Raw genomic sequence first — 14523 nt, 5'->3', positions numbered from 1 at the left:
GTGGCGTGCGCCGGACCGGTTTCGGGTCTGTGAAGGGACCCTTCACAGACTCAGAGTCCGTGAAGGGTCCCTTCACAGACCTCTACACCGACTTTGCCGGAACCCTGGTGAGCCCCCTCGATCCCGATAGCCAGGCAGAACGGGCAGAATCATATTCTGCGCGAGGTGGTCGAGGACCAGTACAGCACTGCCGACGGCGAGTCGGACATGCCTGCCCACCATCCGCGTGTTCGACGGCAATGACACCCTTCCTTGCTTCCCGCGCCGACGACAGTAGCCCTCCAAGACTGATCAAGAATCCAGGTTTTCACCTTAGTGGCCTATTAAGAATGGCTAACTCAGCGTCACGGCGGAATCTATACCGATTCGCAATGTTATGTCAAATTGCCCGAATGTCCATCAAGCTGTGCCCATAGGTTCGGGCAGTAATTCCGGTGGCCGCTCGGGCTGTTATGGGACCACAGCAGCCTGGCCGCCTGCCCGAAGGTCGCCTGACCAGCAATTTTACTCTCGCCAGTGTGGCAGTAGCACACTTTCGACTCATTAGCACAAGAGCTCGGGCTTCGGGTACCCATGAGGGTACTTAGTGTCATTCGAGTTGCCCGAATGGGAAAGTGGCCCGGGTTGGTCGACTGTCACATTTCAGGAAGTCCATGGAATCAGGGAAATCGGCGAACAGGTGACCTTGCGTGACGGTAGTCCCGGACGGGTTGGGGGTGCTACACAATTCTCAACCTCAAGAAAGCCTTAAAAAACCAGGATGCGAGTGACTCTCGAGGGGGCCGATCGCGCGACTTTTTGTGTACAGAGTGTCACCCGCGGTCGAACCGCGGTGCCGAGTCGCAGATGAAGACATTCACAGTGGCAATTATCACTGGCCGGCGGCCTTGTCAAATGTGCGCCGCGTGGCCACGACAGCGAATCCAGCCACCGACACTGCGGCCGTCGCTTCGTTCTGCCCGGGGGCGTGCGGCACGAGATGCTCAGCGCTAATCCGATGCCAAGACGCCGGCCCGTCCGCCCGCCCCGGGCGCTGTACAGAAGGTGTTCGGCGTGATCGCCACCCGCCGGCCATGCAAGGACATCCCGCTGGACCGACTGCGCGACTGCGCACTGTTCGAGACGACCTACGTCTGCGGCGCCCGCGCCGGAAAGGTAGGCGGGCTGCACGTCGAGGAACTCGACGTGCGCTTGAGACCGCATCTCGTTCGGGTTGTGGTCAGGTAGGCGATAATTGTTGATCAACGATGACCGATGTGGAGAAGTGGTGCCCGGAGCCGTTGTGGCTGCTGGCGTCTGCGTTGTCGCCCGATGCGCCGCAACGCCCCGCTACGCAGCTGGCTGGCCGATCCGACGGGACCGCGGCTGCCGGGCGGATCACTGTTGCGGGGAAAGGAACTCCAGCCGATTGCCGACGGGGTCGAAGACGGAGAACCGGCGGTGGCCGGGGAAACCTTCGTCCCAGGTCACCGCGATGCCATACACGGCCAACCGGCCGGCCAGCGCGTCCAGGTCGGCGACGAGGATGCCCGGATGCGCCTTGCGCGCAGGTCGGAAATCCTCCCCTCGACCCCGAGATGGATCTCCAGCCGATCCGAGCGCACCCACAGCCCGCCGCGCGCGGCCAGCTCCTGGGGCTTCACCAGCTCGGTCATCCCGAGCACCGTGCCGTAGAAGCGCCGGCACGCGTCTTCCCCGCCCGGCGGGATGGCCAGCAGCACGTGGTGCAGAAAGACCGAACTCGCCCGGCGCAGCGCTGCCGTACAGCGCCGTCATCCCGCTACCTTACCCGTTCGAAGACCTCCGTCTCCGCCTCCGACCGGCGAACCCGGACCCGCGGAATCACCACGGTATCATCCACAGTGTCCTCTGTGGACGGTGGATCCGCCTTGGCGAACCGTGCTTCACCCCAGTTGCGCACCCGGGGCGCCGCCCAGCGGACCACGAGCGTCGCCAGCAGCCCGACCAGCGCGCCGCAGATGATGTCGGACGGCCAGTGCACCCCCACATACACCCGGGAGATCGCGACCAGCGCGGCCGGCCCGCCGAGCGTCCAGCCCCACCGCCGGGAGACGAAGAACCCGGCCACGAACGCGATGGTCAGCGCCGCCGTGGCATGGTTGCTCGGGAAGGAGACCCCCGCTTCGTGCTCGACGAGCTGGTGCACCGGACGGCTCTCGAACGGCCGCCCGTGCACCGCGAACGCCCGCAGCACCCGGTTCACCAGGAAGCCCAGCGCGAGGGTCGCCCCGGCCTGCCCGGCCAGCCACAGGTTTTCCCCCCGCGTCCGCCCGCGCATCGCCGCCAGCACGACCAGCGCCCCCGCGCCCGCCAGCACGTAGATCAACGGCCCGGCGACGAACTTCATCACCGCGTCCAGTACGGCACTGTGCCCGGCAAGACCGTTGACCACATCGAACAGCACGGTCCGGCAACCCCTTTCCGATGAACAACCGATGGACGAACTGGAAATCTCGATCTTGCCAGTCGCCGGATGGCTGTTCCCCGCGGGTGGGGCGTCCTCCGGTGCCGCGGCGGCCGGTTGCAGATCAGGAGCGCCGGCACGACCTTCCGTGAGCAGCGCAGACGCCGAATCCGTCCCGTTCACCGGACTCGCCGACACGTGCTCCCCTCGTCGCGGTGCACGAACGCGGCGCGCACTGGCTTCCGGAGCCACACTGGTCTGTCCACTGAGGACTTGCCACACGATCCGTCGGCAACTCCCACCGGAAGTCCGTCGACGGGCCTGCCGCCGTGGTCGACAATGGGCCGGACAGCCGCCGAATCGTGAGGAGCCGTAGATGCCAGCCGAGGTGCCCGCCGGGATCGGACGCAGGGTGGATCGGGGGCCGCAGGTCCCGGGCTGCCCGGCGCGGGCCGGGGCGGACGGGGTGTGGCTGGTCCAGGACTACGCCGGCGCGCGGGCGGTGCTGCGCAGCATCGACACCTGCCAGGCCGGGCTGGGCATCGAGGCCTATGACAAGCTGCCGCGGAAGATGCGCCGTCCGGTGCTCTATCGCGACGGGCCGGAGCACCGCGAGCACCGCCGCCAGGCGGCGCAGTACTTCACGCCCCGCCGTGTCGACGAGGAGTATCGCGGGCTGATGTGCCGTCTCGTCGAGCAGCAGTGCGATCGCCTGCGCCGGGACGGGCGGGCCGACCTGTCCGAGCTGGCGCTCGCGGTGTCGGTCGGGGTGGTCGCGGAGGTGATCGGGCTCGACGGGTCGCGGGCCGCACTCGCGCGGCGGCTGGAGCGGTTCTTCACCGAGGCCGCCGTCGCACCGGGGTGGGGCAGCCCGCGCGCGATCGGCCGGCTGCTCTACGAACGCGGCCGCGCGCTGTCGGTCTTCCTGTTCAACATCCTGCCCTCGATGCGGAAGCGGCGTCAGCACCGCCGCGGCGACCTGGTCTCGCACCTGCTCGACGAGGGGTGCACGGCGATGGAGGTACTCGGCGAATGCGTCACCTTCGCCGGCGCCGGGATGTTCACCACCCGGGAGTTCATCACACTCGCCGCATTCCACCTGTTCAGCGACGACGCCCTGCGCGCCGCCTACACCACGGCCGACGAACCGGGCAGGCAGGCGATCCTGCAGGAGATCCTCCGCCTCGAACCTGTGGTGTCCGATCTCTACCGGCGGACCACCGCCGAACTGGAGGTCGGCGACGCCACCATCCCGCGCGGCGCGAAGATCGACATCCGGGTCGCCGCGGCCAACCTCGATCCGGCGGCTGCCGGCGCGGACGCCGGTGAGCTGCGAGTGCCCCGCGACATCGCCGAAGGCCTCACCTTCGGCGACGGCCCGCACCGCTGCCCCGGGGCACCCATCGCACTGCAACAGACCGATCTGTTCCTCACCGCGCTGCTCGCACTGCCCGGAATCCGGATGGCACAGGCGCCGCGCATCCGGATCCGGTCGAACATGGAGTCCTACGAACTGACCGGGCTGGAGCTGGCCCTTCGCTGACCGCCCGGTGTTGAAGCCGCCACCACGGAGTCACGCCACACAGAACCGCTCGGACCAGGGTCGTCCAGCGCCGCGCCGCACCGAGTCGCTCGGCTCAGGGTCATCCAGCGCGTGGCCGAGCGCGCGACGCCGGTCCGAAACGGTGTCGGCCGAAAGCCGACCGCGAACCCCCGCCGCGTCGGAATCCGCCCACGGGGGCGAAGCCGTCAGCCGGATCGGATCGGCGACGCGGTGCCCGGCGACGAACACCGCACCGCTCGCCGGGCGGGCATCGCGGCACCACGCCGGATTCCGACGGACACCGAAGCGGAATCCGCCAACACAACACGCCGATGCGTCGATACCCGCATTTCAGGGCGCGATTCGGTGCGATTTCCGCGGCAGCCGACCGGGCGGTGAGCCACGCCCGCCGCTGGCGGGAATCGACCGCAACTTATACCGTCAGTAGCATAATCACCTTATCGAATGACGACACTCACTCTCCCAGGGCAAACCCGCAGGTAGACGTGAAAAACCTGCACGACCGCCCGTCGGACCGCCGGCGGCCACGAGCCGCGTCCACCGCCGCTGGCCAGCGGATTTGTTTCTCCGGACTGCGGAATCCGCGGCGCCGGATATTTCGGCACCAGGGATGCAGAGCCGACTCCGGTCGTGCCAAAATGAGCCGCACCGCTGGTCGGGGGCATATTCTGCACGGAATATTCCATTCCGGAATCACCTGGAGTGCGCGGCGGCGGAACGGGGCTCGGGCACGGCACGGAAGTCCCGTCGCGCACTCCAGGTTGTCATCACGAAGGGACCACACGATGACCGAACCGGGCGCGGAGTCCCGCGCACCGCTGGGCGCCGCGCCGCCCGGGCGGCCCCACCGCGGTCACGACACGTATCTGGTCGCCCCTGGCCGGCCTCCCGCCCGGGTGACGGTCACCCTTCACGCGGCCGCCACCCCGCTGACACCGTCCGCGCTGCCCCGATACGGGCGAAATCGGCTCGATCTCGGCTTCGGCGCCCTCAGCGACGATCCGGAGGCCCTCTTCCGCGAAGGCGGCACGCTCCGCCGCGCGGCGCAACCCGTGGTCCACCGATCCGGGCCGCGCCAGGACGAACCGGTGACCTGCGGCTGCCGACGACAGGCATCGCACCGCGAAACACCGCCGGACCCCAAGCCGCACCGTGCGGAACCGGAACCGCTCCGGCCGGAACTGCGTGCCCTCCGCAGCCAGCCGGGATCCATCCACTACGAACCGAGAGTCCCGCGCGACGAACCGGAAGCGCCCTGCGACAAGCCAGGAATTTGCCACGAGGAACCGGGCGTGCTCCGCGGCGCATCGCGGTTGCTCTCCTCCGGGCCGGAAGCATCCCCGGGCGCACCGGGGATCCGCCACCCCGGCCCCGGAGCTCCCCGCCACCACCGGGAACCGCTCCAGGCCGAATCGGGATCGCTCCGCCACCAGCCGGGAACACTCCACGGCGAGCCAGGGACGCCCCGCGCCCAGCAGCGAACGCCCCGTCACCGACGGGAAACACCGCACGGCGACCCGGCGACAGCCCAACCCGAACCGGGATCACCCCACCCCGAGTCACGAACGCCCCGTCACCGCCAGGAAGCACCACACAGCGACCCGGCGGCGGGATCGCCCTGCTGCGAACCTGAAACACCCCACGACAACCACCGGACACGTCACCCCGAACCACGACCCCTCCCCCACCGACATAAAACACCGCACAGCAAACCGGCGACACTCCGCCCCGATCCGGGATCACCCCGCCACCAATCGGAAACACCCGACGGCGAACCGGCGACACTCCACCACCGACCGGAATCACGCCAGGGCGAACCGGCAGCACTTCACCCCGAATCGCAAACGCCCTACGCGCCGGGACCACTCGATCCTGAACAGAGAATTCCCGAGCCGGGATCGGCCTGCCCCGCGCCGGGAACACCCCACGAATCGTGGACGCTCTTCCCCGAGCCGCAAGCACCTCACGAGCCAGGGTCGCTGCACACCGAATCGGGAACACCCTGCAGCGAACCGGGAATCCGCTGTCCCGAACCAAGCCGGCCGAGAGCCCTGCGCCGTGCCACGGGGGCGCACCGGCGGCCCAAGAAGGCGCGCACCCGGGGCACGCAGCGCTCGACGAATCCCAGCGACTCGGCGACGACAGTGCGAGCCTTTGTGCTGGTCCTGGGCGTCGTGGTGGGGCTGGGCGCACTACTGGTGCTGGCGCTGCTGCTCATCACGGCGGCGCCGACCGCGGCGGTGCGCGGCATCGGCACTTCCGGCGTGGCGATCCTGCTCGCGAACACCTTGCACCAGCGGCGCGCCGGGAGCGGCCGCAAGTAGCCGCACGGGCGGGTCAGGCGCGGCACCCGGACCCGCCCGTGCGCCCTTTCCGGAATACCGGACGCGTCGCCGCGACCGGGCTATTCGGCGCGGGCACGATCCGGTGCCGGGAATTGGCCGAATCCATCACCGGGAGACACCACGAAAATCACCGGACCGGGTAGTGCGGAACCCGATCCGCTACGGAATTGTCCGGAAATACCCCCGGCCTGCCCGTCCGAGTGAATTGTCATTCTACTGACAAGTAGTATTCCTGCACACCTTGCGCATGGAATATCCCCCGGCACAGGGTTGAGCCGGGAATATTTGCAGTTCCGCACACACCAAGGGGCGCGCGCCGTGAACTACTACGATCCGAACGAAACCGCCGAACTCTTCCCCGAGGCCACCTGGCACCGTCCGGCCGCCTGCGACACCAACTCGGGAAACTGCGTGGAAGTGGCATTCGGCCGCGACGGGCGGGTGGGCATCCGGGACAGCAAGCTGCCCGGTTCGCCGGTGCTCGTCTTCGACCGGGAAGAGTGGGTGTCCTTCACCGGCGCCGTCCAGCGGGGGCAGTTCGCCTTTTGACGTCTCATCACATTCCGTGCACACCGGATCCACATTCCGCAGCGCACTCCGGTAAACGGGTGAACACCGTCGGGAATTGAATCGCCCAGGCGGCGCTGGCCGCCCGGGTTCACTACCCTGATCGGGTCCTCACCCCGCCCGAAATGGTTGTGGAGCCCAGGTGATCCCTTCTGCACGCCGCCCCCCGCTGTCCGACCGGACCCAGCGCACCCGGCTGGGCATCCGCATCCGCGCCTGCCGCGAGGACCGCGGGATCACCCAGAAACAACTGGCCGCCGAGGTCGGCTGCAGCCAGCCCAAGATCCAGAAGATCGAGGCGGGCAAGACCGGCACCCCACAGCCGGACCTGGAGAACATCATCCGGGCGTTGGGCATCGACCCGGACACCGCCGCGGAACTGCGCCGGCTCAACCATTCCGGCACCCCCGGCCGCCGCCGGACCGACCGGCGCTTCGCCGCCCCCTCGTGGTTCCGGCCGATCCTCTACCAGGAAGCGGACGCCGTGGAGATGCTGAGCTGGACCGGGGAACGCATGCCCGGCCTGCTGCAGAGCGAGGACTACATGCGCGCGCAGTTCCGCTCGCGCGACCGGGACCGGGTGGCCGAACGCGTCGCCGAACGGCTGGGCCGGCAGCAGATCTTCGGCCGCCGTCCGGACGCCCGCTACGTGTTCCTGATCAGCGAGGGCTGTGTGCTGCGCACCCGGAAACACCTCGCCCCGGCCGTCGCCCGGAACCAGTTCGAGCATCTGACCGCATTGCTGCACCAGCACGAGGGCATCGACCTGCGGGTCGTCCCGTTCTCCGCCGCGGCGCACGTCGACACCGATTTCACCATTCTGCGCTTCGACCCCGGCGAGGTACCCGATTTCGCTTACACCGAGGATCCGGACCGGCTCAACGTCACCCGCGCCACCGACGACACCTTCGCCCTCTACGAGGAGTCCTGGGCTGCCCTACTGGCCGTCGCCCTGCCTCGCTCGGATTCCCTGGCCTGGTTCACCGAACTCGCACACCAGTGCCGGACCGAATCGGCGAACACCCCGGCGCCCGAGGTGGCACTCCCCGAACCCCGGTAATGCCGGTACGCACCGCACCCGGGAAATGAATGTGCCGACGACCGATTCCCCGGAGGATTCTTTGCCGGAATCGCTCAAGTGAGCATTACGCGGGCGCGCGCCATTACCTGGGCGGCCCGGTCGGCCGTCGACTCGGTGACCAAGAGTTACCGGCCTTCCTGCTGGCGATCCCCCGATCGCGAGGACGAACCGGCACCCCGGAATCCGTGGCCGCCCGGCGTGCCCAGATAGGCCCCGGCCATCGCGGCGACCTCGTCGGCCCAACTGGGCCAGGTCAGCCCGTCGGGCCAGGTCCGGCAGGTGGCCGCGCGGTGCACGCACGAGCCGGTGATCGTCCGGGCGGCCACCCGGATCGCACGGTCGGGCTCGGCGCGCCGGATCTCGCCCCGGTAGGGCTCAAGCGCGTCCGCGAGTGCGTCCTGGACGGTGACGAGCGTCCGCAGCCCACGCTCGACGGCGTCCGCGCGCTGCCCGCCGAGCAGCTCGGGGAAGACCCGGTCGTGGCCGGCAAACGTGCCCGCCAGTGCGTGCGCGAACGCGCCGAGCACACCGTCCACTCCGGACCCTGCGCCGCGAAGTGCCTCCGCCACACCGGTTTCCAGCCGCGCATTGACCGTTCGTTCCGGTCGCACAAGGAGTCCGTGAAGGGACCCTTCACGGACTCTGAGGCTGTGCAGGGTCCCTTCACGGACCGGACGGATCCGGCCGCTCGAACCCGATGTGCCGACGTTGCTGGAAGTGGAGATCTGGCCGGCTTCCTTCACGCTGGAACCCGGCCAGCGCCTGCGGTTGCAGGTCCGGGCGGACGACGACAATCTCGGCCGGCTCGCGCACGACGATCCGGCCGACCGCAAGCGAGACCGCGCGCCGACCCTCCATTTCGGCGGAACGCACGCCTCCCACCTGTACCCGCCGGTCATCCGGGAGTGACTCAGCTCACATAAGCTGGGTGTCGAATCCGCCCCGCCAGCGCCGTCCCCGCTGTGTCCACAGCCCGCCCGGGAGGAGAAACACCATGCACGCCGAAGAGATCGCCGGGATCCTGAACCGCCCACTCAGCCGGGAGCTGCTCGCCCGCGACCTGACCCGGCTCGCCTACACCGCCGTGGACGGGACCCCGCGCTGCGTGCCGATCGCGTTCACCTGGAACGGCAGCCGGATCGTCCTGTGCACCACCACCAACGCGCCGAAACTGCCTGCCCTGCGGGCGAATCCGGACGTCGCGCTGACCATCGACACCGAGGTGCACCCGCCGCGAATCCTGCTCCTGCGCGGCCGCGCGGAACTCGACGAGGTCGACGGTATTCCCGAGGAATACCTGCAGATGAACGGCACCTACACGATGACCGCCGAACAGCGCACCGAGTGGGAGGCCGAGGTCCGCTCGCTCTACCGCGGCATGGTCCGCATCGTCATCACGCCGACCTGGGCCAAGCTCATCGACTTCGAAACGACCCTGCCGAGCGCCATCGAGGAACTGAACCGCGAGCGCGCCGCGCGGAATGCGTGACTACCCCATTCCGGCATTCCCAACGCCGGATCGCCGCGCTGCTCTGGACATTTTCTCCGGTTCCCCTACCGTCGGAGAATCCCAGTGATCGTCCGGACGAGGAACGGAGTGCGCGAAGTGGATCTCAAGCGAAGGTGGCGGCCGCTGGTGGCGGTGCTGCTGCTCTGCAGCATGTTCACCACCGGGGGAACGGCCGTGGCCGCGCCCGCGAAAACCGCGAACGCCTGTGGGCCGGTGATGTTCGTCCTCCCGGGCTATCAGGACGGCGGCGCGTTCAATCTCCTCAAGCCGGAACTCGCCCCGAATGGCGCAAACCCCGTCCGCATTCCCTTCCCGAACGCGCAGCAGGACATCAATCTCTATGCCGACGTCGACGCCGGCGTGGCGAATCTGCGCACCGCGCTGTACAACCTGTACGTCACGTCGAATTGTGACCTGAACACCAAGGTGTACATCGTCGGATTCAGCCTCGGAGCGCTCGTCGCGGGCACGGTACTGGAGACCGAACCGCCGGGACGCAACATCCAGGGCGTGCTGTTCTCCGACGGCCGGAGGCAGTCCGGCGAGTCCAACTGGCCCGGCGACCCCGGCGGGCTGATCGGCAAACTGCCGGTGCCCGGGCCGGGCGGCGCCGGGCTCCGCCCGCTCGACGGGTTCAAGTACCCGACGCTGACCGTCTGCAACGGCCCGCGTTCGGCGGGCGGCGCGGACGGGATCTGCTTCCTCGGCAGCGTCGCCGACCTCAACGGGTACTTCACCTCGCACCCGTTCTACACCTTCGACGTCGGCGCCGAACTGCGTGCGCACGGCGAGGGGCCGTACCCGAACAACCTGCGCAACCGCGTGATCCCGTAACGAGCCACCCGGACCCGGGCCCCGCGCCACCCGGCGCGGGGCTCTTTCGGGTTTGCCAAGATTCGCAACTGTTGAAATAGTGAGCCCTGACGGAGTGTCCGGAGGGAGCGCGCGGTGAGCAGGCCGCTGTACCAGCTTAAGGCAGAGTTCTTCAAGACCTTGGGCCATCCCGCCCGTATCCGGGTGCTCGAACTGCTGTCCGAGCGGGAACACGCGGTCGCCGAGATGCTCCCGGAGGTCGGCATCGAACCGGCCAACCTGTCCCAGCAGCTGGCCGTGCTGCGCCGCGCCGGGCTGGTCGCCACCCGCAAGGAGGGCGCGAGCGTGATCTACGCACTGACCAGCCCCGATGTCGCCGAACTGCTCGCCGTCGCCCGCCGGATCCTCACCGAGGTGCTGTCCGGCCAGATGGAGCTGCTCGACGATCTGCGCGGCCCGGCCGCCCGGAGTTCCTGACCCCGCACACCCGGCTTTCCCCGCACCGGCAACGCCCCGCGCCCCGCGCGGCGCCGGCAACGACCGGTAGCCGCCCGAGGACTTACTGTGGTCTTACTCGCACAGCACGGCACTTGCGAAATTCTTTAACTGCGCAGATCATGGCCACCATGGTCGAGTCAGGGAGGACAACTGCCGATGCCGGGTGAACGCCAGCCCATCGCCGTGGTCTCGGACGGATCCGCGCTCGTGTCCGGCGCCGACGTCGAGGCGGTGCTGCGGGATTGCGTGGAGGTGATCAGCGGGCTGGCCGGGATCCCCGCCCGCGCGATCGTGCTCGGCAAGGTGGATTCCGCGCAGCTGCTGCGGATCGCCCGCGACCACCCGGCGATCCTGCTGACGCACACCGAGCCCGCGCGAGCCCGTACCGCGCAGCAGGGACTCGGCGCCGAGCACTGCGTGCTGACCGATCAGGACGCGACGGCGATCGCTCTCGCCGCCGCGGTGCGGTCCGTGCTCGCCGGCCGAGGCCGGACACCGGAGGACACCCGGATCCTGGTCGCCGGCGCGCGCATGCTGCCCGCGGTCACCACGCTGCTGATCGCCGGCCGGACCCGGGACCTCGCCCTGTGGAATCTCAGCGACGCCGCGGTGTTCCCGCTCCATCAGGCCGTCTTCGGGGCGGACGTGGTGGTCGACCTGCTCGGTGCGCTGCCGGAGGACACCGGCGATCCGCGCCTGACCGTACTGACCCGGAACCACGTGCACACTGCGTCGGCGGCGGCCGCCGGGATCCTGCGTGCCGCGGCGAAAGCGCCCCGGCCGTCCTTCGACATCGAAGTGCGCCTCGCCGCGACAGCCGCGCTGGCCGACGTGGAACCCGCCGGCCGGCCGCCGATGGCGACCGCCGCACGGGTACTGGCCGACAAGGTGGCCGCGGCCGTGCTCGCGGTCTGCGAACCGGCCACGCTGGTGGCGCCATGACGGGCCGCTTCGCCGCCGAGCTACGACGAGGACTCACCGACGCCCAAGCCGCCACCATGACCGCTATGGCGGCCGGGCATCCGTACGAGGCCTACCTGCACCGGGCTCGGCTGGCCGAACTCCTGGAACTGGCCGAACGGCACGACGTCGACGCCCGTGACCTTCTGCTGCCCGAGGTACGGACAGCCCTGGCCGAGGACCGCGCCGCGCTGGAACAGTAGGCGCGCTGTGATTCCGGTCCTCCGGGGACCGCCGCCAGCAGCCGCCAGGTGTAGTCGTCGCGCGGATCGGCGAGCATCTCTTCGGTGTTCCCGGTTTCGACTGCCTTTCCCTGGTACAGCAACAGAACCCGGTCGGTCATCTGCCGGACGACGGCCAGGTCGTCGGTCCGCGGACCACGACGCGAACGCCACGATAGACCACACGCTCGCCCTGGTGCAGGCGCTGATAGCGGCGGACCGCCCGTTCGACCTGAAGGTCTGGCCGGGCTCCGACCACTACAACGCCTGCACCCCCTACATCCGCAGGGTGATGTGGGACTACTTCGTCGAGCACCTGCTCGGCGAGCGTCCGCCCGCCTGGCCGGTGGACTGAACCACGGACGGACCGGGGTTCAGGACCGGTAGCGGGGATTGGTGGCGTGCCACTCGAAACTCCCGCCCATCCAGGACCGGACGCCGATCAGGAACCGCTGCAATTGCGGGGAGGGCACCGTGAGCAACGCGCGGTGCCCTTCCTCGAATTCGCGCACGATCCGGTTGTGCAGCTCGACGGTCTCTGTCACCGCCTGCTCGACCGAGCACCCCTTGTCCGCGGCGATCTGCAGAACCATGTTGCAGACCGGGTTTTCGTCGGCCGCGTCCTTGGTCACCGAGAAGAGATCGTTGACCAGGACCGAGGCCGTGCCCGCCCGCATCATCGCCTCACGGACCCGCGGGTCGTAGTAGAAGGGGGCGTCCACCTCGTAGCCGCCGACGGCGTCGATGAGCGTCATCGAGGTGTAGAAGCTGTCGTGCTGCCGGGCGGCCAGGTATTCCCATGCCGCGGGGTAATTGCCGGTGTACCGCCACGCCGCGTACGCGTCCCAGCTGACGAACATGGCGAAGGTCGAGTAGCACACCCGCTGCGTCAGCACCGGCGAGCCGTGCCTGCCCAGGTGCTCGATCGCGGCGTGCAGGCCCACCCGGATCGGGTCCGCCCGCAGCGCCTCGGCCAGCGGCTCGGAGAACTCCCCGGCCGGGGCGACCGGATCCATCGCCGCCATGACCAGCGCCAGCCGCGGCGGCAGTTCGGTGGGCGCCGCGCCGAGCGAACTGTCGTCGGCGTAGTAGTCGTCGGCGGCCCACCAGACCGCGTTGAGCTGGGCGGCGATCAGCAGGAGGTCCGGATCGAGGCAGTCGGGATGGGCCAGCATCACCAGCCTGCCGAACCCGGCGTGCGCGATCTGGTCCAGCCCCTTGCCGGTGAACCCGCATTCGGCGGCCCAGATGACCAGCCGCCGGTCGACCTCCTCGGCGAGCGCGTCGTCGACGCGGGCCACCACCGGGATGTAGAGCGGGGGCGCGCTGCCGTCCCCCCACTGGCGGTGGGCGTAGGCCGGATCGTGCCCGGTCGGCGGCGCGAACTGCGCCGCGATCCGGGCCGCGGACGTGCCGAGGCCCAGCGGCCCGGCCGGAAGCCCGGCCGGGACCGCCGGCGCCGGCTGCGAGCAGCCGGCCGCCGTTGCGGACATGGTCATCTCCCGGTTCAGATACGGTCGGCGGCGATCAGCAGGTAGTGGAAGCTGCCTTCGCGGTAGGCGGTCAGGAACGGCCCCTCGATCCCGGTGGCCACCGAGGACTTCTCCCGCAGCTCCCAGTACGGAATGGTGGCCGCGGTCAGGTCGACCACGCTGATCGGCACGAATCCGTTGTCGCCCAAGGCCTTGAAGTAGTCGCCGCGGGCGTGGATGTTGCAGATGTAGTGCTGGTCGATCTGGCTCACCGCACGCGAACGGCCGCCGGTGACGTCGTTGTAGCACCCGGTGATCGTCACGTACCGGCCGCCGGGCGCGAGCTGACGCGCGTGCTCGGCGAACAGCTCGTGCAGATCCACGTACATGGTGCTCTCGTTGTTCCAGATTCCGGCGAACGCGCCGGTCTCGAATCCGGTGTCCAGCATATTCCGCAGGTGATAGCGCACGGAATCGCCGACGCCCAGGTTCTGGGCCTGCGTATTCGCGAATTCCACCTGCTGCTGGGAAATCGAAATCCCGTCCACCTGGCAGCCGAAGCGGCGGTGCGCCATCACGCTGGAGCCGCCGCGGCCGCATCCGGCGTCGAGCAGCCTGCCCTCGGCCGGGATCGGGCCGAGGTGATCGAGCAGCACCTCCGCCTGCGCGGTCTCCAGCCGGTGCATCTCCGCGATGATCGCCTCGTCGCCGGCCTCGAGCACGGCCGGGTCATAGTCGCCGAGCCCGTAATGGTGATGATAAAGACCGTCGACGTCACCCAGCCGGAGGTTGACCGGATCCTTCTCCGCATTCCAGTAATCGGCGACCGATCGCTGATACGCAGTACGGGTGACCGGCAGGTCGACAGACGTCATCTGGTAGCTCCTTATTTCCACGGCACTTGTTGAGCACATCCCCGGGGGGAAGCAGACGGGTGGCCCGGTGCGCCGCCGGGGCGGTGACCGGGCCTCCTTTCGGGACAGACGCTAGCGAGGAATGTTTTCCGCGGACAAGATGCGCCGGGCCGGTTCACTCGCCGGACGAGCAATCCGTTTCCGCGTGGCTCT

At 69.0% G+C, this 14523-nt stretch carries 17 protein-coding genes; 12 read left to right on the top strand and 5 right to left on the bottom strand.

Annotation, left to right across the window (positions count from 1 at the left end; all coding sequences use genetic code 11):
- Positions 1-1053: 1053 nt before the first annotated feature.
- Positions 1054-1227 (top strand): hypothetical protein, encoded by a 174-nt coding sequence (locus tag D5S19_RS31940; protein WP_158605500.1) that lies wholly within the window; start codon positions 1054-1056, stop codon positions 1225-1227.
- Between the two features lie 239 nt (positions 1228-1466).
- Here D5S19_RS31940 and D5S19_RS05575 read toward each other — a convergent pair whose 3' ends face one another.
- Together D5S19_RS05575 and D5S19_RS05570 are read right to left on the bottom strand one after the other, a co-directional pair.
- Complete coding sequence (locus tag D5S19_RS05575) at positions 1467-1721, bottom strand: VOC family protein (RefSeq protein ID WP_233573736.1); 255 nt, start codon at positions 1719-1721, stop codon at positions 1467-1469.
- A gap of 59 nt (positions 1722-1780) precedes the next feature.
- Entirely contained in the window at positions 1781-2425 is a 645-nt protein-coding gene (locus D5S19_RS05570; protein ID WP_147397345.1) for a phosphatase PAP2 family protein, read from the bottom strand.
- A gap of 376 nt (positions 2426-2801) precedes the next feature.
- Here D5S19_RS05570 and D5S19_RS05565 point away from each other — a divergent pair, with 376 nt between their 5' ends.
- The 4 genes from D5S19_RS05565 to D5S19_RS05545 all read left to right on the top strand — a co-directional run bounded on the left by D5S19_RS05565 (position 2802) and on the right by D5S19_RS05545 (position 7961).
- Positions 2802-3968 (top strand): cytochrome P450, encoded by a 1167-nt coding sequence (locus tag D5S19_RS05565; protein WP_120022236.1) that lies wholly within the window; start codon positions 2802-2804, stop codon positions 3966-3968.
- 2165 nt (positions 3969-6133) lie between these two features.
- Entirely contained in the window at positions 6134-6313 is a 180-nt protein-coding gene (locus tag D5S19_RS31595; protein ID WP_147397344.1) for a hypothetical protein, read from the top strand.
- Positions 6314-6652: 339 nt separating this feature from the next.
- Positions 6653-6883 carry a DUF397 domain-containing protein gene (locus D5S19_RS05550; protein WP_120022256.1) on the top strand — a complete coding sequence of 77 codons (231 nt, stop codon included), beginning with the start codon at positions 6653-6655 and terminating at the stop codon, positions 6881-6883.
- A gap of 160 nt (positions 6884-7043) precedes the next feature.
- The gene (locus tag D5S19_RS05545) at positions 7044-7961 is read left to right on the top strand and encodes a helix-turn-helix domain-containing protein (RefSeq protein ID WP_120022233.1); all 918 of its coding nucleotides are present in this window, start codon (positions 7044-7046) and stop codon (positions 7959-7961) included.
- Positions 7962-8107: 146 nt separating this feature from the next.
- Here the strand turns inward: D5S19_RS05545 and D5S19_RS05540 are convergent, their stop codons facing one another.
- The gene (locus D5S19_RS05540) at positions 8108-8593 is read right to left on the bottom strand and encodes a TetR/AcrR family transcriptional regulator (RefSeq protein WP_120022232.1); all 486 of its coding nucleotides are present in this window, start codon (positions 8591-8593) and stop codon (positions 8108-8110) included.
- Between the two features lie 31 nt (positions 8594-8624).
- Between D5S19_RS05540 and D5S19_RS05535 the strand changes: the two genes are divergently transcribed.
- The 7 genes from D5S19_RS05535 (at position 8625) to D5S19_RS31935 (ending at position 12339) form a co-directional block, all read left to right on the top strand.
- Positions 8625-8891, top strand: a complete 267-nt coding sequence (locus D5S19_RS05535; RefSeq protein ID WP_120022231.1) for a CocE/NonD family hydrolase C-terminal non-catalytic domain-containing protein — start codon at positions 8625-8627, stop codon at positions 8889-8891.
- Between the two features lie 85 nt (positions 8892-8976).
- The gene (locus D5S19_RS05530) at positions 8977-9471 is read left to right on the top strand and encodes a pyridoxamine 5'-phosphate oxidase family protein (protein WP_120022230.1); all 495 of its coding nucleotides are present in this window, start codon (positions 8977-8979) and stop codon (positions 9469-9471) included.
- Positions 9472-9579: 108 nt separating this feature from the next.
- Positions 9580-10326, top strand: a complete 747-nt coding sequence (locus D5S19_RS05525; protein ID WP_233573734.1) for a hypothetical protein — start codon at positions 9580-9582, stop codon at positions 10324-10326.
- A gap of 114 nt (positions 10327-10440) precedes the next feature.
- A complete protein-coding gene (locus D5S19_RS05520; protein WP_120022229.1) occupies positions 10441-10782 on the top strand; it encodes an ArsR/SmtB family transcription factor in 342 nt (113 codons plus the stop codon).
- 177 nt (positions 10783-10959) lie between these two features.
- Entirely contained in the window at positions 10960-11745 is a 786-nt protein-coding gene (locus D5S19_RS05515) for a hypothetical protein (RefSeq protein WP_120022228.1), read from the top strand.
- The gene (locus D5S19_RS05510) at positions 11742-11966 is read left to right on the top strand and encodes a hypothetical protein (protein WP_120022227.1); all 225 of its coding nucleotides are present in this window, start codon (positions 11742-11744) and stop codon (positions 11964-11966) included. The genes D5S19_RS05515 and D5S19_RS05510 overlap by 4 nt, the downstream gene beginning before the upstream one ends.
- Before the next feature lie 214 nt (positions 11967-12180).
- Complete coding sequence (locus tag D5S19_RS31935) at positions 12181-12339, top strand: hypothetical protein (RefSeq protein ID WP_158605498.1); 159 nt, start codon at positions 12181-12183, stop codon at positions 12337-12339.
- Positions 12340-12358: 19 nt separating this feature from the next.
- Here D5S19_RS31935 and D5S19_RS05505 read toward each other — a convergent pair whose 3' ends face one another.
- Together D5S19_RS05505 and D5S19_RS05500 are read right to left on the bottom strand one after the other, a co-directional pair.
- The gene (locus D5S19_RS05505) at positions 12359-13477 is read right to left on the bottom strand and encodes a family 2 encapsulin nanocompartment cargo protein terpene cyclase (RefSeq protein ID WP_233573733.1); all 1119 of its coding nucleotides are present in this window, start codon (positions 13475-13477) and stop codon (positions 12359-12361) included.
- A gap of 14 nt (positions 13478-13491) precedes the next feature.
- Entirely contained in the window at positions 13492-14331 is an 840-nt protein-coding gene (locus D5S19_RS05500) for a geranyl diphosphate 2-C-methyltransferase (protein WP_120022225.1), read from the bottom strand.
- Positions 14332-14523 lie beyond the last annotated feature (192 nt).

Source organism: Amycolatopsis panacis (assembly GCF_003600245.1).
GTDB classification, from domain to species: domain Bacteria; phylum Actinomycetota; class Actinomycetes; order Mycobacteriales; family Pseudonocardiaceae; genus Amycolatopsis; species Amycolatopsis sulphurea.
Note: the sequence above shows the minus strand (reverse complement) of the source record. Positions and strands in the feature narration are given on the sequence as shown.